The sequence below is a fragment of the Methylosinus sp. Sm6 genome, assembly GCF_019802345.1.
In the GTDB taxonomy this organism is placed as follows: domain Bacteria; phylum Pseudomonadota; class Alphaproteobacteria; order Rhizobiales; family Beijerinckiaceae; genus Methylosinus.
Genome location: NZ_JAINDZ010000004.1, coordinates 44,994 through 63,334 on the forward strand (window position 1 = coordinate 44,994; position 18,341 = coordinate 63,334).

21 protein-coding genes are annotated in these 18,341 nt (G+C 63.9%); 2 read left to right on the forward strand and 19 right to left on the reverse strand.

Annotated features, from left to right (window positions below):
- Positions 1–53 precede the first annotated feature (53 nt).
- From K3F48_RS04175 to K3F48_RS04230, 12 genes are all read right to left on the reverse strand, one after another.
- A complete protein-coding gene (locus tag K3F48_RS04175; RefSeq protein ID WP_222574162.1) occupies positions 54–1,187 on the reverse strand; it encodes a hypothetical protein in 1,134 nt (377 codons plus the stop codon).
- Positions 1,187–1,687 (reverse strand): lytic transglycosylase domain-containing protein, encoded by a 501-nt coding sequence (locus tag K3F48_RS04180; RefSeq protein WP_222574163.1) that lies wholly within the window; start codon positions 1,685–1,687, stop codon positions 1,187–1,189. Before K3F48_RS04180 ends, K3F48_RS04175 begins: the two co-directional genes overlap by 1 nt.
- The gene (locus K3F48_RS04185) at positions 1,684–2,082 is read right to left on the reverse strand and encodes a hypothetical protein (RefSeq protein WP_222574164.1); all 399 of its coding nucleotides are present in this window, start codon (positions 2,080–2,082) and stop codon (positions 1,684–1,686) included. Before K3F48_RS04185 ends, K3F48_RS04180 begins: the two co-directional genes overlap by 4 nt.
- Positions 2,079–2,327 (reverse strand): IcmT/TraK family protein, encoded by a 249-nt coding sequence (gene icmT, locus K3F48_RS04190; RefSeq protein ID WP_222574165.1) that lies wholly within the window; start codon positions 2,325–2,327, stop codon positions 2,079–2,081. The genes K3F48_RS04185 and icmT overlap by 4 nt, the downstream gene beginning before the upstream one ends.
- Entirely contained in the window at positions 2,327–3,460 is a 1,134-nt protein-coding gene (locus K3F48_RS04195; protein ID WP_222574166.1) for a type IV pilus twitching motility protein PilT, read from the reverse strand. Before K3F48_RS04195 ends, icmT begins: the two co-directional genes overlap by 1 nt.
- A gap of 38 nt (positions 3,461–3,498) precedes the next feature.
- Entirely contained in the window at positions 3,499–4,494 is a 996-nt protein-coding gene (locus K3F48_RS04200) for a type IV secretion system DotC family protein (protein WP_222574167.1), read from the reverse strand.
- Positions 4,487–4,954: a DotD/TraH family lipoprotein gene (locus K3F48_RS04205; protein ID WP_222574168.1), complete on the reverse strand. Its 468-nt coding sequence runs from the start codon at positions 4,952–4,954 to the stop codon at positions 4,487–4,489. The genes K3F48_RS04200 and K3F48_RS04205 overlap by 8 nt, the downstream gene beginning before the upstream one ends.
- A gap of 26 nt (positions 4,955–4,980) precedes the next feature.
- Positions 4,981–5,196: a hypothetical protein gene (locus K3F48_RS04210; protein WP_222574169.1), complete on the reverse strand. Its 216-nt coding sequence runs from the start codon at positions 5,194–5,196 to the stop codon at positions 4,981–4,983.
- A gap of 358 nt (positions 5,197–5,554) precedes the next feature.
- The gene (locus tag K3F48_RS04215; protein WP_222574170.1) at positions 5,555–5,836 is read right to left on the reverse strand and encodes a hypothetical protein; all 282 of its coding nucleotides are present in this window, start codon (positions 5,834–5,836) and stop codon (positions 5,555–5,557) included.
- A 77-nt stretch (positions 5,837–5,913) separates the two neighbouring features.
- Positions 5,914–8,967 carry an ATP-binding protein gene (locus K3F48_RS04220; RefSeq protein ID WP_222574171.1) on the reverse strand — a complete coding sequence of 1,018 codons (3,054 nt, stop codon included), beginning with the start codon at positions 8,965–8,967 and terminating at the stop codon, positions 5,914–5,916.
- A gap of 3 nt (positions 8,968–8,970) precedes the next feature.
- Positions 8,971–9,510 (reverse strand): hypothetical protein, encoded by a 540-nt coding sequence (locus K3F48_RS04225; RefSeq protein WP_222574172.1) that lies wholly within the window; start codon positions 9,508–9,510, stop codon positions 8,971–8,973.
- Between the two features lie 247 nt (positions 9,511–9,757).
- Positions 9,758–10,087, reverse strand: coding sequence for a hypothetical protein (locus K3F48_RS04230; protein WP_155931332.1), 330 nt, complete (start codon positions 10,085–10,087; stop codon positions 9,758–9,760).
- 382 nt (positions 10,088–10,469) lie between these two features.
- On the opposite strand from K3F48_RS04230, the gene K3F48_RS04235 reads away from it, so the two are divergent.
- Positions 10,470–10,850: a type II toxin-antitoxin system RelE/ParE family toxin gene (locus K3F48_RS04235; protein WP_222574173.1), complete on the forward strand. Its 381-nt coding sequence runs from the start codon at positions 10,470–10,472 to the stop codon at positions 10,848–10,850.
- Positions 10,834–11,157, forward strand: coding sequence for a DNA-binding transcriptional regulator (locus K3F48_RS04240; RefSeq protein ID WP_222574174.1), 324 nt, complete (start codon positions 10,834–10,836; stop codon positions 11,155–11,157). The genes K3F48_RS04235 and K3F48_RS04240 overlap by 17 nt, the downstream gene beginning before the upstream one ends.
- A 39-nt stretch (positions 11,158–11,196) precedes the next feature.
- Here the strand turns inward: K3F48_RS04240 and K3F48_RS04245 are convergent, their stop codons facing one another.
- From K3F48_RS04245 to K3F48_RS04275, 7 genes are all read right to left on the reverse strand, one after another.
- Positions 11,197–11,640, reverse strand: coding sequence for a hypothetical protein (locus tag K3F48_RS04245; protein ID WP_255608242.1), 444 nt, complete (start codon positions 11,638–11,640; stop codon positions 11,197–11,199).
- A gap of 135 nt (positions 11,641–11,775) precedes the next feature.
- Positions 11,776–13,182 carry a hypothetical protein gene (locus tag K3F48_RS04250; RefSeq protein ID WP_222574176.1) on the reverse strand — a complete coding sequence of 469 codons (1,407 nt, stop codon included), beginning with the start codon at positions 13,180–13,182 and terminating at the stop codon, positions 11,776–11,778.
- A 54-nt stretch (positions 13,183–13,236) separates the two neighbouring features.
- Positions 13,237–14,556, reverse strand: coding sequence for a DotG/IcmE/VirB10 family protein (locus K3F48_RS04255; RefSeq protein WP_222574177.1), 1,320 nt, complete (start codon positions 14,554–14,556; stop codon positions 13,237–13,239).
- On the reverse strand, positions 14,557–15,513 hold the full coding sequence (locus K3F48_RS04260) for a DotH/IcmK family type IV secretion protein (RefSeq protein ID WP_222574178.1): 957 nt from the start codon (positions 15,511–15,513) through the stop codon (positions 14,557–14,559).
- Positions 15,514–15,529: 16 nt separating this feature from the next.
- A complete protein-coding gene (locus K3F48_RS04265; RefSeq protein ID WP_222574179.1) occupies positions 15,530–16,156 on the reverse strand; it encodes a DotI/IcmL/TraM family protein in 627 nt (208 codons plus the stop codon).
- Between the two features lie 294 nt (positions 16,157–16,450).
- Positions 16,451–17,770, reverse strand: coding sequence for a hypothetical protein (locus tag K3F48_RS04270; RefSeq protein ID WP_222574180.1), 1,320 nt, complete (start codon positions 17,768–17,770; stop codon positions 16,451–16,453).
- A gap of 90 nt (positions 17,771–17,860) precedes the next feature.
- The gene (locus tag K3F48_RS04275) at positions 17,861–18,307 is read right to left on the reverse strand and encodes a helix-turn-helix domain-containing protein (RefSeq protein WP_222574181.1); all 447 of its coding nucleotides are present in this window, start codon (positions 18,305–18,307) and stop codon (positions 17,861–17,863) included.
- Positions 18,308–18,341: the final 34 nt, after the last annotated feature.

Sequence of the window (18,341 nt, forward strand, 5' to 3'; positions counted from 1 at the left end):
CGATCTTTCCTGAACCTCATGTTCGTGCCGAGCCGCGCGAATGAGAAGGCGCTTCAGACCTTCCGCACCGCCGCGAGCGCATTGTCGATCGCGGCCGTGCGCAAAGGCGCGCCCGCGATCAATTCGGAAGCCCAATGGTCGCGCGCCCCTATCGCTTCGACGAGCGGCGTCGGGTGAAGAAGAGGGTCGAACATGTCCGCCGGATAGCCCAAGGAGTGCAGCGCGTACCACAGCCGTCGATCGACGAGCTTCAGGAATCCGAATTGCGCCGGCGGGAAAACGCCCCCTTCCGCCCGCGCCGCGAGGAGAGCGCTCATGGCGGCCGGTGTGGTGAACCCATGCGCCGCCATCGTCTCGACCAGAGGCTGGCGCAAATCTCGTTCGCCCAGCCAATGATCGGCTCGCACGACGAGGGCGTCCGGGAAGGCGAGCGCCCGATCGGGGCCTGCCCGCCCTTCCTTGCCGCTCATCCCCAGCGCCGACGAGAGATCGCCGAGATAGCGCTGCGCTTCGTCGCGGCGCCGGGCGCGATGCAGGGCAAGCGCCGCCAATATGCACCGGACATGCGCCGGCGCGTCTTCCGGCTCGCGCCTCGCCGAGCCGAGTTGACGCGTGAGCTCCGCCCGCGCCGGGCCCTCGACGAAGGCGCCCTTGTCGTCTGTCGCCCAGCGCTCGATCCATTCGGCGCGGGTCAAAGCGCGATCGGCGGGACGCGGCTTGGCCTGGTCGATATCGACCAGCCCCAACCGCCTGCGCACGAAGGCGGAGGGCGTCCGAAAGGATCGAAGCTGCTCGCGCATCAAAGCTTCGAGATCGAGTGCTCGGGAAAAGCGCTTCGCCCCGGCGCGGCTCGCGCACATGGCGGCGAGAGCCAGAATGACGCCGATCGAGGGCAGGAGAAAGAAGCGCCCGACCTCGCGGGCGAGCCGCAGCAGCTGCGGAAATTTCACCGTCGCCGGATTGGTCGCGATAACCTGCGCGTCGGCGACGTCGTAGCGATCAGTGAACAGATGGATGAATCTCATCTGGCCGTGCAGGCCCTGCATGACGATCGCGCTGATCGCGGCGTGCTGCTCGTCCCAGAGATACCAGCCGCCGACGCCGACGCCGACAATGAAGACGGCGACGCTCATCAAAAAGGCGGCGCCGTCGCTCACACTGCCCTGCGAAGGGTGCGAAACAGACATTACTTTTCCCCAGAGGCGACGGCCTGCCGCTGCAGACGCCTACCCTGCGCCAGGACCAGGCGGAGGTAGTCGGTCTTGTGTCGTTCATTGTGCGAATGATAGAGCCCGATACCCTCCCAGAGATCTCCATCCGCCTCGTCGAGCGCCTGTCGAAGAATCCAGGCCCCGCCTTCGACATTGGCGCAGAATTCATCGCGCAGAGCGCGATAGGCAGCGGCTCGCGACGCGCGCCAATGTTCCGCGAGCTTCGGCAACCAGATCTGGTTGACCTGCATCGGCCCGATGTCGACGGTGTCGTTCTTATTCTGGCTCACCGCGCCGAGCCGCCCGTTCTCGACATTCAGAAGGATCAGCAGAACCTCGGCGGGGATCGAGTGGGCGTGCGCGGCCGCGTCGATGCACTCCTTGACGAAGGTTCCTTTCGCCAGATCGTCGGCGGTGCGCGCCGGTTCGCAGGCCGCGACGAGGGAGACAGCGAGAATGGCGAGGGCGCGTCTCATTGGCTTTGCCCCGTCATGCGTCGATCGGCCTGAAAGCGTTCGTTCGACGCCGCCCAGACCTCCTCGAGCTTTTCCACCACGATCCCCTTCGGCCCGCAGGCCTGCGAGATCGCCTCCATCGTCGCCAGCAACACCATTGTGAAAGACCCGGGGTTGATCACCGCGAGGCGATAGCCGAGGAAGGCCCCTTCGTCGGGCTCGGTCGTCAGTCCGAAGCCTTCCCCTTTCACCTCCCGCCACAAGGCTTCGCCAGCCAGCAGAAACAGCGGCAGCAATCCGTCCGCCGCGACCGCGCAATCGAAAGGGATGGTCACGCCATGAAACAGCACCGGCTGTCCGCCCTTCCGCAGAAGGTTTTCGAGCACCGCCTCGACATCCTCTATGTCCAGGATCATGCCGCCCTCCTGCGCTTCCAGGTCGGGACAGCGGTTCGGATCGGCCCGATCAGCATGCGCCGCAGGAGCCGCAAGACCGAGGACACGGTCAGCCCCGCCCAGCTGACGACGATGAAGAAGGTCACGCCGCCGATCGCTATGTAGAAAGTGAGCCAGCTCCAATAGACGACGAAGACCAGCAGGGGCAGGCAGGCGCGCCCGTCCAGAAGCAAGATCCGTGTCGGCAGAGCGGTGCTTCGCCACATCAGCCCTCCTCCCTCAATTCGTACGCCGCCGTCTCCTCGCTGATGCGGCCATCCTGCAGCGCCTTGTCGATCGCCTGTGCGAACGACTGCCCCTGATCCTCGATGGCGCCGCGCGTCAGGCCCGGCCATTGCGCCGGGTCTGTCTCCAGAAAGCGATTGCGGAGCTTGCGATCGAACGCCAGGAACTCCCGCAACGCCGTGCGCTTGCCGTCCAGGGACGGCGTCAGCCTCTGGTTGACGACGAGCCGAAGCGACTGCGCCACCGCGCCGATCAAATTCTCGCGCTCGGCCAAGGGGCAGAGGCTCGCGATGCGCTGCATCGTCAGCGCGACGTCATTGGCATGGATCGTCGTCGTCAGCGTGTGTCCAGAGATCGCCGCCTGAATGGCTGCGCTCATCGTCGCAGTCTCGCGGCACTCGCCGACGATAATGTCGGTCGGCTCGCGTCGCATGCAGCCGCGAATGAATTCCTCGAAGGTCGGCAGATCGCGCGGGATCTCGCTCTGATTGATCGTCGAGCTGGGGCTCTTGACGCGATCGAGCAGAAACTCGACTGGGGCGGCGCCTTCGACGATGTCGTAATGCCCGTTCGGGTCGAGCAGCTTGGCGATGGTCATGCCGGCGATCAGCGTGGATTTTCCTGATCCCGTCCCGCCCGACACGATCACCATGCCGTTTCGCGGACGGAACGCCTCCATGATCCCCGGCTCGACGAGCTGCTCCTCCAGCGATGGCGGCAATCCGGGGATTGGACGCAGCACCACATTGACGCCGAGCCGACGGCTGCTGCGCGTCGATGTGACATTGAGACGGTAGCGAAGCCGCTCGGTGCGGCTCACGGCGATCTCATAGGTCGTGTCGAGCGCGGCGCAGCCCTGCAGACGCGCCATGCCGTCGGCGCCATAGAGGTGATTGACGATCTGCGCGATCTCGGCCTCGTCCAGCGTCGTGTCGCCGATCTTGCGATTGCGGCCGTAGATCCTCAGCCAAGGACAATGCCCCGTCTGAAACGAGACGCGCGACGCCCCCGAGCGATAGGCCCAGGTCAGGAGAGAATCCAAGCCGGGCGCGCTCTTTCGCGGGTCCGTCACCCAGGAAAGATCGGCCCTATCCCAAGGTTCGTCGACCACCATTTTCTCCTGCGTCGGACGTTCACGAGTCCGCTCGGGGATTACTTCGGGCAGGGCCCGCGGCGCTTGGGCGCCCAGCGGCGCGTGTCGGCTCGCAGGCCGGGCTGATCGGTGATCCGGACGATTCGATCGCCGGCGCGCAGCTCGTCGCGCCCCCCGTTGACGACACTGTTTTGGAAGGCGACCTTTGGATGCTCGACGAGACCCGCGCGCAGCAGCACCCGGAACCGCGCCATGCCGACGATGTCGCGCTGCAAGCGGCCGAGGTCGGAGAGAAAAATCTCCACCGCCTGCTTCTCGCCCTGCGTCCACCCTTCGGCGACCCATTTGTTCCAATAGGCGGCCTCCTGCTCGGTGCGCGGAAGCACGGCGTCATGCGGCCGCGTCGCGGCTTTCCAATTTCGCACCAGATAGGCCCGCCAATTCGGCGGGGCGGAGGCGAGCTGCGCTTCGCGCGTGATCTGATAGACGCAGTCCGTCTCTCGGGCGACCTGCGCATTGTCGCCGAGCGCGAAGGCGAGCTGTCCCTGGGTTACGACGGGCGGGCGCAGCAGGGTTCGGCCGCCGCCGAGCGGCAGCACCACGGCGCTGAAGTCATAGCTCCTGTCGAGCGTCGGCTCATAGCGGCGCAGCATGTCGTTGATCGCGAAGGACCGCGCCGCTAGCCCGCCTTGCGCGCCGAAGCTCAGCGCCGCCTGATACAGCGTTTCCTCTCGCCCCGGCTCCAGTCCGACCCCGGGATCGCCGCGCCCGGCGCGCACCGCCTGCAGCGCCTCGAGCGACGGCGGGCGTTCGCTTCCGACGACCGCCGGCTCCTGCGCCGCTCCGGTGATCGGCTTGTTCAGCGGACTGCCGAGACCATGCGCCGCCGCGTCGATCTCTTCGGGGGACGGAGCCGGAGGGACCGGATAGACCTTGATCCCGCCATCGGCGGCGAAGGCGGACGGAGCCAGGAAGGTCGAGGCCAGGAGAGACGACGCCGACAGAGACGAGGCCAGCAATGTCGGGACGAGCCTACGGAGCGCGAGCTTAGACATGATAGATCACCTCGATGCGATGATGCTGCGCATCGACCTGCACGGTCGCGCGGTCGCCCGCGGCGCTGCCGATGGCCTGGAAAATCTCGTAGACGCGGCGCGGGCCCGATTTGATGCCGATCGACACCGTTTGGAGGTTGAAGGCGGAGTCGACGACGACATCGTATCCGACCTCGCCGGCGAGCTTTTCCACCGCCCCCTCGAGCGGCCCTTCCCATTCGAAGGCGACGATCTTTTGGAGCTCGGCGGGCACGACGGCCGGACCCTGACGCGGCGCCGGACGTATCCGACCGAGTTCGTTCATCTCCTTGTCGACATGGTCGACGCTTCGTCGAAGGGCGATCTCCGCATTCGGCATGCCCGCGACATCGACCGTCGCCGGAACATCATGCGCGCAGCCGCCCAGAATGCTCGACGCCAATAGTAAGACGAGACCGCGACATGGACGGTTGGCGCTCATATGATCTGCTCCGTATTTTTGCGCGATCACGCTATTCGGCGTCGGCGCGAATGACGATGAAGTCTCGGCCGCTTGTCGCGACCTTTGATGAGACGCCGCAGCTCGGCCTCTTCGGCGATCGCGACCGATTCGGCGTTATCGAGCTCGAAGGCGCCGCGATGCTCCATTCGAGCGACGTCGCGCGTCCCCGAGCCGAACATGACGACGCCGCTCGGACGAAGCTGGATACGAAAGCTGGGCATGGCATTCCCTCTCGAAGGGCGATTCGATCCCCTTCGACGATGCTGATGCGACAGTGCGCGAATGCCAAACACCGCGTCGACAGGAAACGGCCGCCTGCGTGCGGCCAACTCGCTGGGGAGGAAGAATTCTCTTTCAGGGTCGCGAGAGAACGCGCGCGGATTTTCCGCGGCGACTTTCCCGCCCGGCTTCAAAGCGATGTTGGCGACGGGTCGGGTCTCGGGTTAAATTTTCGCTCTCGACCGAAAGCAGCCATTGGTTACCAAGTCAGTCCGCCGACCGCATGTGAACATGCCCCTTTAGGCGACGGGCAGTCGAATTCGGCTCCTCGGATTCGTTTGTCGTCGTACCGGGCATTCGCTACAGGCGAAGATGGCGCCGCAGGGCCGGATTGCGACGCAATATGTCAGCGAGCCAAGGAACAGCGGCTTCGGCAGCCTCATATGCCGCCATTGATGAGGCATAGGTCGACCCCGAATAATAGCCGAGCGGTGTCCACTCGCCAGCGTCCTCGACATCTCGCCGAAATTCCTCAAATCCAAAAGTGCCATCAGGCCGATAAAAAACATCGACGCACTTCCCGTGTTCGTCGTCCTCAACGCTCGCGAACACCACCCACGACGTGTCGATTCTTTTGGACATGGACCGAACCTACCTTCAAGCGTGACCGGAAGCTAACGGCGATAGCCGCTCGAACCGGTAAAGTCTCACCGAAAAGCCTACTGCGCCGCGACGACCGAGAGTTCGGAGCCGCCGCCTTCATATCGCAGCTTCGCGCCGATCCCTCGCGCATCGGCCAGCTCGTTCGCCAATTCGTCGACGACGCCGGTCTCTGCACGCGCGTCGAGCTCGCCGCGTCGCATGCGCTTGGCCTTGCGTTCCTCGATCTCCTTTTCCGCCGATCCGCCGGGGAATATCCTCGCGAGACGCCGCAGCGCCTCCCGAAACCCGATGCGGTCATAGAGACGATTGCGCAGGGCTCGGTCGCCAGGGGTCGTGGACAGCGCCCACAGCTCGATCGGACCGAGCGTGTTGACGAGCATCTGCTCATATTTGGCGTTGTCCGCATGCAGCACCACCAGGAACGGCGCCCCGGCCGGACCCGGCCCATGGAGACGGTGGCGAACGATGTCGGCGCTCGCTTCGGAGAGATTGAAGCGCTGCACGATCTCTTCGGCTTCCACATCATCGCCGGCCCGCAGCACGAAGCGGCCCGTCGATTGACTGACGATCGCGTCGCCCATGTCGCTCAGGCGTTGACTGGCGAAGCCGAGCTGAACATTGTGCTTGGGGCCTTCGCGTACATCGAACTCGGCCTGCGCGCGCACCTGCGGACTACCCTGGGTGCGATGCCACTCGTCATAGTCGAGCCGCTTCACCGATTCATAGATTTCCTGAAAGCGCGGCTGATGGAAGCCGCGCGCCTCTTCCGGCACGAAAGGCAGATAGTCGGGCTTCAGGAAGAAGTTGCGCCCGATGATGTGGCGCGCCAGCATATACATCATCTCGGTCTGGCGGTTGGCTGCCGCCGAGCCGGTCGGCGCGACTTCCGCAAGATCCATGACGATGATCCGCGCGGCGCCGAAATCCAGCCGCGTCGGACTGTTCAATGTCGGAAACTTTCGGATGACGTCATAGATGTAGCGTTCGAAGAGGTCCGAGGCCTGCTCCGCCGTCATGACGATGGTGAGCTTGCCGAACATGTCCTTGACCTGGTCGGTGCGCGCGGCTCCGACCAAATCCTGCAACAGTGGGACGGCATGCCGCTGCGCCACTTCCGCGAGACGATAATCTCCAACCCCGCACAGCGCTTTCACCACGTCTCGCCAATGCGGCTCGTCGTGGTGAAGATCGATGCCGTGGCGCTCGATCGCCGCATCGATAAGAGGCTCGACGCCGCGACGATAGCGCTTGGGCGACGCCCCCGGAACATCGGTGCAGAGCCGATAGGCTTCGTCGATCACGATGCCGATCATCTGATTCATGCCTTCGAATGGCGTGCTCTGGTCGGGCGGCAGCGTGATCAGCGCCAGAAAATTCTGCAGGAAGGCTTTTTCGAGCGGCAGCGGATATTCGCAGCCGACCTGCAGGTCGAAGACGTTGAACTCGAAGCCCGGCGCGAATTGCATGCGCGTGTAGATCGCCTCGTGCCGGCGCTGTGGCCCGAGGGCTTCTTGAATGAGAAGCACGAAGCCTTCGGCCGAATCCCCGATATCGACCTTGCCGATGAGAGGCAGCTTCGCGCCGATCGCCCCGAGCGCGACGGAGCTGAGGCAGAGGCCGAGATTGATCGTATTGGCCAGAACCGATTTTCCCGAACGTGGCGGCGCGACGAATGTGTCGAGGACCTGCGGGCGTTTCGAGCCGCCGGAGGGGTCATAGGGCCACATCGCCCCATTCGGCTGGCGGAACAGCACGCTGCCTCGGTCCCAGGGGGACGCCGTTCGTCCCCAAGGCAGCATCGCCAGAACGTCGCCGATCAACGCCACCGACGGCGGCGCGGTCGAGGCCAGCGCCAGTCCCGGCACGCTGCTCATGACGCCTTCGAGCGGATCGCCGATGACGGTCGTGCCCCGGCAATTGCCCCAGGCCTCGAGGCGCTGCTTGAGCGTTGACAGTCGTAGCCGCAGCTTGCCCACTTCTCCGAACGGCGCCCAAGTCGCGAAGGACGCCCGCAGGCGAACGGCGATATGGTTGTTGTTTTCGCGTTCACGCTTCAAAAGCTCGAAGGCGCGGGTGATGTCCCGGTTGCCGGGGAACATCCACAAGAACTGCGCGCCGGCGTTTTTCAACAGCATGTCGGAATTGCCGCCGCCCTCGATCACGAAGGATACGCGCCATGGGATTCGGTCATGTCCGAGACGCGACGACAGCTCGACGAAGGGCCGGGGATCCTCCGGCCCCATTGTCATATCGACGCAGCCGTAATCATAGAGGCCGATTTCCACGCGTTGCCCGTCATGAACGACGGCGTCGGAGTCGAAGAAGAGATCGCGGATCGCCGGCCACATCAGCGTCTCCAGGATCGGAAGGTCATCCGGCTCGTCCGGCCAACGCGGGCGAAATGCGTCTCCAACCAAGGTCGGACGCCAGGCCGATCCTACAGTCTCGCGATACATGGCCTCGCGGGCGACCGAGAGAGCGTCATGCGCCGAGATCTCCGTCGCGGCGACATCGAGCCCTTTGAGCGAGGACATGACGCGCGAGACGAAGCCGGTGTGACGCGCCGCCATGACGTCGCTGCGCAGATAGAACTTCTGAGCGTCGCCGATGTTCGGGCATTTCTTGGCGCGCGCCGCCTGCTCCTCCTTCATCTGCTTGCGCTCTTCCTTGGTGAGCGTCGTCGCGCGGGTCCACAAGATGAAATACGCCGCCTCCCAGCGCATCATGCCGGCCCAGAGCTTTTTGCGCTCCTCGAAGATATCGCCCAGCTCCAGTCCGATCTCCCTGGCGATCTCCCGGCAGGCCGACATATTGACGCGCTCGATCTCGACCGCCGCGAGATCGGGATCGGAGGCGTACCATCCGACGATCGCATGTCCCTTGTTCTCCAGCGTTCCCGAAATGTCGACGCGCATGGCGTTGGCCAAGCGATCGATGTCGGCCCGCGTCGACATTCGGCGCATCCCGCCGAGACGAAGAAAGCTCACATAGTCGCCGTGCTTGGTGACGAGCGCGTCGCCGTGAGAAGATTCGATATCGCAAAAGCTCGCGAGCGGCTGCTTAGCCATCAGCGACACCGCGGCGAGCCCGCGAGAAATCCAATGGAGCATCTTCTATCTCCTTATCGTCGGGCTGCGGCGCGAGCTGATCGCGGAGATCGAAGTGAGCCCCTTGTTGGCGAGCAAGCGCGGATAGACATCGCGGCCGTCGACAAAAAATCGTCCGAGCGGCAGCAAGCGAACTCCGCCGAGCAGCTCGCGACGACGGGCGTAGGAGCTCGGCGAGATAAACGACAGAGCTTGGGCGAGATCGCGTGGCGACGACGTCCCCAGGCGTTGCTTCGCGATCACGCTGCGCTCGACGAGAGCGGCATAGGCCGAGCTGGAGGCGAACAGATCTTCGGGACTGTTCGCGGGAGGCGGATCGGGCGACCAAAATACGGGCTTCCCATGGGTCGCGGCGATCCGATGGATGCAATGCACGAGCGCGTTGAGCGCGCCTTGCGTGAATTCTGGCGCCCAGATCAGGACCGCCTCGCGATCGATTTCGGAGCGTTCGAGGTTTTGCGCGAGGTGACAAAGAGCGCAACACGGTTGCTCGTTGGAGAGCGGGTCCATCGGCCATGTGTCCGGCCCTTCTTCCGAACAGCTCACGATCCCGCATCCACAATGCGGGCAGCGATCGACGAATGTTCTTGCGCGCGGCCCCATCGCTGCGGAAGCGGGCAACATCCTATGGCGCATAGCCGATAGTGAGAGGGTGAGCATTGCGGCGCGCCGATCTTAGAGGCTGATGGGCCCTCGCCGGCCTTCGGTTCTGCGACCGAACAACCGGCGAGGGCCATCTTTCTCCTGCGCCTCCGTTGCGTTACGCCAACGAAGGACAGGAGAGCGCTGGACGTCACTGGAAGGTGATGACGCCCGCCTGATCGGTCACTTTCGCGCCCGCGCCAGTGGTCGTGTAGGAGGCCTTCTGGATCCACGAGCCGCCCGCGACGAACAGGCCGGTCAGCACGAGACCCGTGAGCCCGGCGGCCACCTTTCCGCTCTCGCGGTTTTCCGGCTGACGCGACTGCCACAGGAACCAGACGCCGGCGACGAACGTCACCAGAGCGGCGACATACATGGCGGTCGAGCCCGCGAAGCCGCCCGCGGTCGAAAACTCCTTCGCGATGCTCTGCACCTGCGAGCCGAGTGTCTGGCCGGCGGCCTGCGCGTGAGCTTCCGACATTCCGAGCGCGACCATCGCCGCGATCGTGCAACATGGGAGAGTTATGGATTTGAGTTTGGAAGACGTGAAATGCAACGTTCATCTCCTCTGATTGCGAGAGCCGTGACGCCCTCGACCAGAGGTTCGGATAAGCGCGCGCGAATGTTGACGGCGTTTTTTTTCGGTGCGCGCTATTTTGTTCGCAGCGGATGTGCTTTCTCGCCCAGCGATATTCGTCGGCAGCGTTTTGCCCGCCTGGGTGTGGCGTTTCGGGTAAATGCCGCACTGAAGCTCGGAGCGCGCAAAGATGACAGCACAGATCACGATGGCGTTTACGCCCCCATAAGGGCGTGCGTTCCGATCGCCACTTGATAGTAATAGCACCCAGTGCTACACATTGGCCATGGTCGACGATGAGGAAACTGCGCGGGCCTTCAAAACCGCCTGGTTCTCCAAGGCGGCACGCAAGGCTCGTATCGAGGATGGTGAACTTTGTGAGGCGCTTCAAGAGGTGATGAAGGGCCAAGCCGATGATTTGGGCGGAGGGGTCTTCAAGAAGCGCCTGAACAAAAACATGCATCGGAGCATCATTCTTGCGAAGGGCGGTCGATACTGGATTTACGAATATCTGTTCGCAAAGAAGGATCGGGCAAACGTCGAGGATGATGAGCTAGAGGACTTCCGCATCCTTGCAAAGAGCTACGCCACGCTGACGGAGAAGCAGGTCTCGCGGCTCCTGGAAGAAAAAGACCTGACGGAGATTTGCCATGGCAACGAAACGTAGATTCAAGAGCGATGCTTCGGAAGCGCTCCACTCGTCTGCGGCCATGCTCCACAAGGTCGGCGCGCTCGATAAGGCGACGATGCGCGATTTCGACGCGCGTCACTTGGTTGTTCCGACCCAGATCGAGCCTGCGCAGATCAAGCGACTCCGCGAGGCCAACAATGTCAGTCAGCCGGTGTTCGCCCGGTATCTCAACACGAGCGAAAGCACGGTCGAGAAATGGGAAACGGGCGCCAAGCGGCCGAGCGGTATGGCGCTCAAGCTGCTCACCATTGTCCAGAAGCACGGACTGCAGATTCTCTCGTAAGCACGCGCGGTCCGCCAGAGTATCGTCCGAGCATGGCGATCACGTCCGAAAAATGGAGACGAGCCATGTGGAAATCGTCACGACGTTGATCAGCATGACCCCGAACACGAACTGCACTCCGCAACCGCCTGCGCTTCGATTGCTCCGGCCGGCGATCACTGCGTTCCAGGTCAGCATGGCGAAAAAGCAGCACATCGCGCCGAAGGCCTGGAAGAACCCTTGAAACAGCTTCACGATGTTGACGACGGCGTCTCCCGGGGTCTGCCCCAACAGGCTCCCATTGACCGTGGGCGGCGTATAGCTCGTCAGCGCCGTCACCGACACTTGCAGATTGGTTCCCGCCGTGTTGTTCGCCATTGTCAGAATGGACGGGAATGAGGCGAAGGCGCCCGATAGGACGAGCGCCACGAACGGAATCCAGGGACGGCCTCGATAGGGATTGTGGCTCTGCGCCTGCGACCAGAATCCCCATCCTGCGGACATGAACAGTCCTAGCGCCGAGAGATAACAAAAGGTCGGTAACAGAATTGCGATCGCGTTGCCGATTGCTCCTGCGAAATTGACCAATCCTTGCACGTTCAGCCCCCATTCTCGCCGAATGCCTCGAACCGGAGCCGCTCAGCGGATCGGGCCCTTCTCCGTCTGCACCACCCATTCGGTCCCGCGCTGGCTGATCTTCGTGACCCGTCCGTAGCCCGGCACATGCGCGCCGACGGCGATCTGCAGTGGAGCGACTTCCTCGCCACTTCGATCGAGCTCGGACAGCATGGCGAGGCCCGGAGATGCCGCCTGCACGCGATATCGGGCCGGCGGCGCGGAGACGTCGGCTGCGCTCTGCGTCGACAACGAGGCCGGGACGACGCCCTTCATCCCGGACGCCGGCCGCGCGGTCGGGGGCGCGGCCGGCGGGTTGGCCTGTTCGGACGGCGACGTCGGAGTGGCCTTCGCCGCGTCGAGCGAGCGTTGCGCCTCGCCGAGGTTCAAGCGGCGCTCGAAATCGCTCAGTTTCGCTTCGAGTGCACGCGTCGTTCGCTTGTCGCTCTCCTGCAGCGCCGCGATCTCCTCCCTCGTGCGACGCACCAGTGTGGAGAGCTCGGTGATCATGCCGAAGAGTCTCGTTTCCATCTCGAGCGGTTTCTCGTCTGTCTTCGTGACCGCTTCCGGCGGCATCGAGGCGACGCGCCTGGCGCCGTCCTCTCTCGCCTTTGCCGGCGGCTCGCTCGCGATGGCGGGCGCCGCGGCGGCGACCGGGGCGGGCGGCGCCGGCGTCGGCACGGCCGTCGCCTTTACGGCGACGACAGGGGAGACGTTTGAGGCTTCGGGAGCCGCCGTCGGAGGCCTTACGCCGACTTCTCCGACGACAACCGGCGAGGCGGGAGTGGACGCGGCGGCTGCGATCGGCCCAGTCGACGCCTTTCGGCTCTCCCCATTGGGACTCCAGAACGCCTGGACCTCCTCTGCGATCTTCTGAGGCGCGGCGGCCGCTGGAATTTCTAAGGTGGGCTCGCCGCGCTCATTCAGTGGCACGGACGCGAGCTTCGACGCCGGAGCCATCAGTCCGGCGTCGACGCCTTTCTCCGTCACCCCGCCCTCGACGCCTCCGCCATTCGGCCAAAGAGCGACCGCGGCGATGGTCGCGACGCCGAGAGCCGCGAGGGATACCGAAGTCGCGAGCTTGTAGTGGTCGAATGGATCCCAGGCGTTCGACCGCGACTTCCGTTCATCGGCTCGCGGAGCCGGATCGGTCTCGGCGACGCGGGGGGCATTCGGATCGGCGTCCGTGTCGGAGAATGGCTCCTTCGCCGCCGTCTCAGCGGGCTGTCCACGGGGACCGAGGAATTCCGCGCGGATGCGCGCGAAGCTGGTCGCGATCGACACGGCCAGCGTCTTCGTTCGGGAGCCTTGGTCCTCCTCGGACGTGGGCTTGCTCGGCGCCGTTTCGGCGTCCGGTTCGGGAAGGTCGAGGGCGATCTCTCGGGTTTCGTCGCTGTCGACGAAATTCAGATTGGCGGCAGCATCGCTCATTGGTTTCTCCTTCTTGTGAGGTTTCAAAAAGCGTCCCTTTGGCGTTCGCTCCGCCTATTTCGTGTTGAGGCTCGCGGGATCGACGCTCGCCCTCTCCGGCGCCGCGGCGACATTGGATAAGAAGATGACGCCGACGCCCGCATTGGCGGCGAGGAAGACGGTTGCGCCCTTCGGCGTTTGCTGTTGCAGCGTCTGTCCGATCTGCGCGGCCGCCGCGCCGCCGGCGATGCCGGCCTGCTGTCGGAAATCCAGCTTGCCATAGCTCTGGATCATGCCGCCGTACGGCGTATAGCCGATCGTCGAATTCGACAGCGCGATCGCCTGTCCGAGACCGGCGACGAAAGCGGCCGCGGTCGGAAGAGCGAAGCGTTCGATGTAATGCTGATCGACGCTGGTCGCGACCGCGGTCTCCATGCTGTCCGGCGCGATCACCAGGCCTTGCACGTTTATCGTCTGCCCATGGTGCTCGACCGAATTGATCCGCACCACCAGCCGCTCGGTGTCCCCGAACAGAGCGCCGACGGCTTGGTTCTTGGAGAAAGTTCCGATCATTCGATCGCCGGCCAGCGGTCCCGTGTCCGCCTGCAGGACGATCGGGCCTCCGGTGTCGGAATTCACCGAGAGCACCGTATGGGCGTAGACGCCGCGTCCGGCCGGGACCAAAACGGTTTCTGCCGTAGGACGCTGCTGTTGTTGTGTTGGCGGCGCCGGGCTCGTGGCGCGCTGCTCGACGCGAGCGCCCTGCCTCGGCGCGAGATCGTCTCGAACATCCGTCGCAGGCGTCAGCACCAGATCCGTGCGCGGCGGGCGCCCTTCCCACTGCTTGAACAGATCGGCGACCGCCTGCTTGAATTGCGGATCCTCGTTCGCGCCGGGGCTCGCGTTCGTGGGCTCGGTGGCGGCGATCTGCTCCACGCGGGGCTCCTCTTCTTGCGGGCGTTCCGGAGGGACGTAGAGCGGCGCGGGCTCGGGAATCGGAACCACCGCGGGCTCGGGCGGCGGCTCCGACGCGGCGACCTCCTCGGACTGACGCCGATCGACGAGCCGCAGCGGCGCGGCCGCAGGCAGGGGCGGCGTATAGGATGCCCCCGACGCGAGCGCTTTGTCAGCCTGGCCCTGCGCATGACGCTTCAGCAGCGCGTCCTGCGCCGGATTGCTGTGCATTCCGCCGGGCAGCGGATCGACCTCCGGCATCTTCGCGACCGACGATTCGGGCGGCGCCGGATGCGAGATCGACGAGACGCCGACGAGTAGCGCGGTCATCGACACGCCGACCAAGGCGATCGTGACGATCCGCGCCGGGCCGCCTCGCCCGCCACGATTGAACTCGCGGAGCTGCGACAGCAGTGGGATTTTGGAAAAGAGATCGGACACTTAATCCTCCGTCAAAGAGGCCGAGACGGTGCGTCCCTGATGGGACAGCAGCACGACTGGCGTCGCGGGAAGCTGGTAGACGGTGAGGCCCCCTTCGGCGGCCTCGGACGCCGTCCATTCCGGGGAGATGAGCGTCAGGCGCGTGCGCAGATAGACGCGGTCGCCGAGCCGCCATGCGCGCAGCTCGTCCGGAGACACGCCCCTGACCGACAAGGGCGTCGCCTCGGCCGGCGGAACGCCGTCGAGCATAGCGGTGAGGAACGGCGCCGCCGTGTCGGGCGCGCTCGCGCGCACGGTTCCTGGCTTCGCGTTCGGGCCCCGCTCGGCCACCTGGATCGAAATATCGGCGTCGTAGCGACCGCCGCCGCCGATCAACAGAAAGCTGATCGGCTTCGGAGCGCCCTGCAGCGTCACCACGAGACCGCCGCGCGGCTGCAACGACATCGGCGTGATCTCCAGGACATTCGATCCTTTGGCCGGCGTGCAGACATAAAAGCCCGTGGCCGCGACCGCGGGGCCGCTGGCGTTCTGACCCGTGTTGCAGTTGCCTCCGTCCGTGACAGCCGCCGGATTGCTGTTCGTGTCCCATTGGATCGGCCATGGCTCGCCGGTTCGATCGAAGAAGGAGATCGCCGTCGGATAGCCCTTGACGGTCTGGATGATATTGACCGCCTGCCCCGGCGTGAACGACACATTCACGCGCCGGCTCGCCGGCGCCGCGAACTCCGTCGTCGCCTGCTCCTGCGCGCGCTTATTGTCGCCGAACCGCTTGCCGAGATCCCGGATCATTCCCGGCGTCAGAGGAATGATGTTCGCGGCTCGATCGGCCGATCCCGACGCCTGAACTCCGCCGCCGCCCGCGGTTCCAGGAAGGCTCGCCGATTGTTGCGCCAGACCGGGCGGAACAGTCGCCAACAGGACGACCGCCGCGCCGAATAATGTTGTTCTGTGCTGCATTTTTCGTCCTCCTCGCCTATTGGCGAACCGCCACGAGCTCGTCGATCTCCAATCCGTCCGGTCGATCTTCGGCGTTCGTTCTCGTGACGAGCGCTTTGATCACGAGGTTTTGCGTGATGTTCTGATTGCTGTTCTGGCAGGTCTGCACGATGGGAACTTGGATCCGATAGGCGAGCGAGCCCGAGATCGTGGCGACGTCGCTGATGACCGCGGCGCGCTGCGCTTGCGCGTAGCAGAGCAGCATCGATCGCTTCATCGTGTCGAAATTCTTGGTGTCCATGACGCTGGTGGCGAAACTGTTCCAGCCGCGTTTGGAGAATTTCCGGCTCGCAGCCGAGAGCTGCTGCGGATAATCATTGTAATTGATGTTGTAGGGAGCGAGGGCGGCGCGCGTCGACCAATCCAGCAGCTGCGCGTCATCGACGATCGGCGTGTCCAGCGCCGTGACCTCGCGCGTTTTCCGTCCGTCGATCACGAAATATTTCGGTGTCGGCGGATGCGTCCACAGATACACGTCATGCACGACGAAGGCCGTCGCCATCAACGACGATCCGAGAGCGAGGCCGATGGCCCTGCTGAGAAGAAGCGCCTGAAAATCCGGATCGGACAACCGACGAGTGATCGCGGCGTGCTCGTTCTGCATGAAGCTATCCCCCACGAAGAAAATTCGATCTCGCCCAAAATCGCGAAGCTGTGCGCGAATATGAACGCACTAAATTTCGATGATCGACGAAAGACGAACCTTCGCTTTCGCGAAGCGCGCGCTGACGACAACGCGCGACGACGGGCTTCGATGCGAGCGACGGCGCTCACGTTCGTTCGGTGAACCGCGTGAGATGCGTGTGACGGCGCACGCCGGCTCACGCGCAGCATTTGCCATTCGCGCGTTGGACGCGCGAAAGAAGAGGTTCTGTCGGTCTGCTGTCGTGAAAGACGTCTATATCGGCATGTCGAACGGCCTCGACAGGCATTCGACCTTGCGCAAGCTCACGCCCCTTCGGATCTCGATGCCGGCGGCCCACGCATCTTCTTCCCGCTTACGTTTTGCGGCCTCGGTTCTCGTGTCGCGACTTTCTTGCGCCGCATTCCGTCGCTTCTCGGCGCGCTTCACCGTAACGGCGATTCGATGATCTCCGGGCGCCTCGAATATCAAGCGCTGCGTCACGCCGTCGGCTTTCGGGGTCAGCACTTTCATGGCGGCGTCAAATCGCTGCCGATCGAACCTCTTCCCTATTACGCCTTTCGAGCTGAGATGCAGCCGATCGACATGACTGTTCACTCCCGAGTGGCCGAACCCCGCGGCTTCTTCGATCGCGGTCTTTTTCATTCCGCCGAGGATCGCAACGCCCGTGATGACGTGGTTCCTGGTCGCATAGTGGCGAATTGTGTCCACATCGGTCGGCAGGCGGTTCGCCATGAAGTCCTCGACTGCCGCATACCACTCGGGCTGTGTCTCGGGCGACAGTGTCGAGGGCTTCGCTTGTCGCGGCGCGCGTGGCTTTTTCTCGCGGGCCTCGACGAGCGGCGCTTTCTTTCGCTGCGCGGAGGGGCCATCGGACGGAGCCGGGACGATTGATGAGACCTGCGGTTCTGCTTGCAGAGCCTCCAGTCTCTCCTGCGTCGTCGCCGTTGCTTCCCTTATGGGGCAAACGGATTCGGTCGTTGCGACGAATGAGACATTCGGGTCTCTTTGCTGCGTTTCCTCCGGCGCTTCCGTCGCGGGTGGCGACGGTCGACGTGTTCCCTTTCCCCTCCCGGTCGCAGGCGCGGGGGTATCGAAGCCAGCCGACGTCGACGCCGCGTCGGATTTTGGGGGGCAGTTGGATTTCTGGCGGACGCGATCCCGCGCCACGCGTCGTGTGGGCAAGCCGATGCGCCGTCGCTTTCCAAAGAGAGAGCCCGCGGAGCGGCCTAGAAATTCGGCCATTGCCGGAACACGCACGTCGCAGGTCCATCCGACGATGAACAGCGTGTGATCCATGAGCGACCAGGCGTTTTTGCGTGGCCGGAATGGCTTTTCGAGCTGATCCAAGCCGATGGGAATCGCTCGGCTCGAGATTTCGTCGAGGATGGTTGTTCGCGCACAGCCTAAATAGGCTGCGATGGCGTCGACGCCGAGACCGGCGCGCAACATGCCTTCGATGAGGCCATCGGCGCTGGCCAATTCTCGTCCCAGTAGCGCCAACAGCAATCCCGCCTCATTGGGCGCGGCTTTGAAATGGCTTGGTTCGAATGAATGACGATCGCAATCGCGCATGGCGTCTGCTCCGGTTCTCACCGAAGCAGATCGATAACACCGTTTACAGATAGCGTCAATGCGCCATAAATTAACAGCTATCGTTTAACGCTACTTTTGGGTCTCCAGATCCTTCATCAGCTCGAGGTAGACGAGCACCTTTTTCTCGATCTCCTCGAACGAGCCGTCCACGCTCTTGCGGCGAGAGCGAAGCGTCTCCAACAGCTCTTCCGACCTGTTCCTCAAATTTTCCGACAATCGGAACGACATCTCGACTCCCCGCTCCGCCTCCGGCAGCACCGTCGCCATCGACACTCCCAACGCCGACGTCACCTTTTTTAGTGTCGTGAGAGAACTGTTCTGGGCGCCTTTTTCGATCAGGTAGATGGCCGTCGCCGCCATGCCGCACCGATCGCCCAGCGTACGTTGCGTCCAGCCGTGCGAGCTTCTCAAGGCGCGAATTCGCTCTCCGACGGCCACCAGGAACTCGTCTCGGCTCTCCTCCGGATCTTTGTCGACTGGCTGTTGTTCTTCTTCGTTTTTTTTCTTCTTGACCATCGCCCAGCGCCTCGCCTCTCCACGGTGACTTCTT

Bases quoted from the DNA above. Each gene is read 5' to 3' on its own strand.
- K3F48_RS04175 (WP_222574162.1), bottom strand. From the start codon at position 1,187: ATGTCTGTTTCGCACCCTTCGCAGGGCAGTGTGAGCGACGGCGCCGCC.
- K3F48_RS04180 (WP_222574163.1), bottom strand. From the start codon at position 1,687: ATGAGACGCGCCCTCGCCATTCTCGCTGTCTCCCTCGTCGCGGCCTGC.
- K3F48_RS04185 (WP_222574164.1), bottom strand. From the start codon at position 2,082: ATGATCCTGGACATAGAGGATGTCGAGGCGGTGCTCGAAAACCTTCTG.
- icmT (WP_222574165.1), bottom strand. From the start codon at position 2,327: ATGTGGCGAAGCACCGCTCTGCCGACACGGATCTTGCTTCTGGACGGG.
- K3F48_RS04195 (WP_222574166.1), bottom strand. From the start codon at position 3,460: ATGGTGGTCGACGAACCTTGGGATAGGGCCGATCTTTCCTGGGTGACG.
- K3F48_RS04200 (WP_222574167.1), bottom strand. From the start codon at position 4,494: ATGTCTAAGCTCGCGCTCCGTAGGCTCGTCCCGACATTGCTGGCCTCG.
- K3F48_RS04205 (WP_222574168.1), bottom strand. From the start codon at position 4,954: ATGAGCGCCAACCGTCCATGTCGCGGTCTCGTCTTACTATTGGCGTCG.
- K3F48_RS04210 (WP_222574169.1), bottom strand. From the start codon at position 5,196: ATGCCCAGCTTTCGTATCCAGCTTCGTCCGAGCGGCGTCGTCATGTTC.
- K3F48_RS04215 (WP_222574170.1), bottom strand. From the start codon at position 5,836: ATGTCCAAAAGAATCGACACGTCGTGGGTGGTGTTCGCGAGCGTTGAG.
- K3F48_RS04220 (WP_222574171.1), bottom strand. From the start codon at position 8,967: ATGCTCCATTGGATTTCTCGCGGGCTCGCCGCGGTGTCGCTGATGGCT.
- K3F48_RS04230 (WP_155931332.1), bottom strand. From the start codon at position 10,087: ATGTCGGAAGCTCACGCGCAGGCCGCCGGCCAGACACTCGGCTCGCAG.
- K3F48_RS04235 (WP_222574173.1), top strand. From the start codon at position 10,470: ATGGTCGACGATGAGGAAACTGCGCGGGCCTTCAAAACCGCCTGGTTC.
- K3F48_RS04240 (WP_222574174.1), top strand. From the start codon at position 10,834: ATGGCAACGAAACGTAGATTCAAGAGCGATGCTTCGGAAGCGCTCCAC.
- K3F48_RS04245 (WP_255608242.1), bottom strand. From the start codon at position 11,640: ATGTCCGCAGGATGGGGATTCTGGTCGCAGGCGCAGAGCCACAATCCC.
- K3F48_RS04250 (WP_222574176.1), bottom strand. From the start codon at position 13,182: ATGAGCGATGCTGCCGCCAATCTGAATTTCGTCGACAGCGACGAAACC.
- K3F48_RS04260 (WP_222574178.1), bottom strand. From the start codon at position 15,513: ATGCAGCACAGAACAACATTATTCGGCGCGGCGGTCGTCCTGTTGGCG.
- K3F48_RS04265 (WP_222574179.1), bottom strand. From the start codon at position 16,156: ATGCAGAACGAGCACGCCGCGATCACTCGTCGGTTGTCCGATCCGGAT.
- K3F48_RS04270 (WP_222574180.1), bottom strand. From the start codon at position 17,770: ATGCGCGATTGCGATCGTCATTCATTCGAACCAAGCCATTTCAAAGCC.
- K3F48_RS04275 (WP_222574181.1), bottom strand. From the start codon at position 18,307: ATGGTCAAGAAGAAAAAAAACGAAGAAGAACAACAGCCAGTCGACAAA.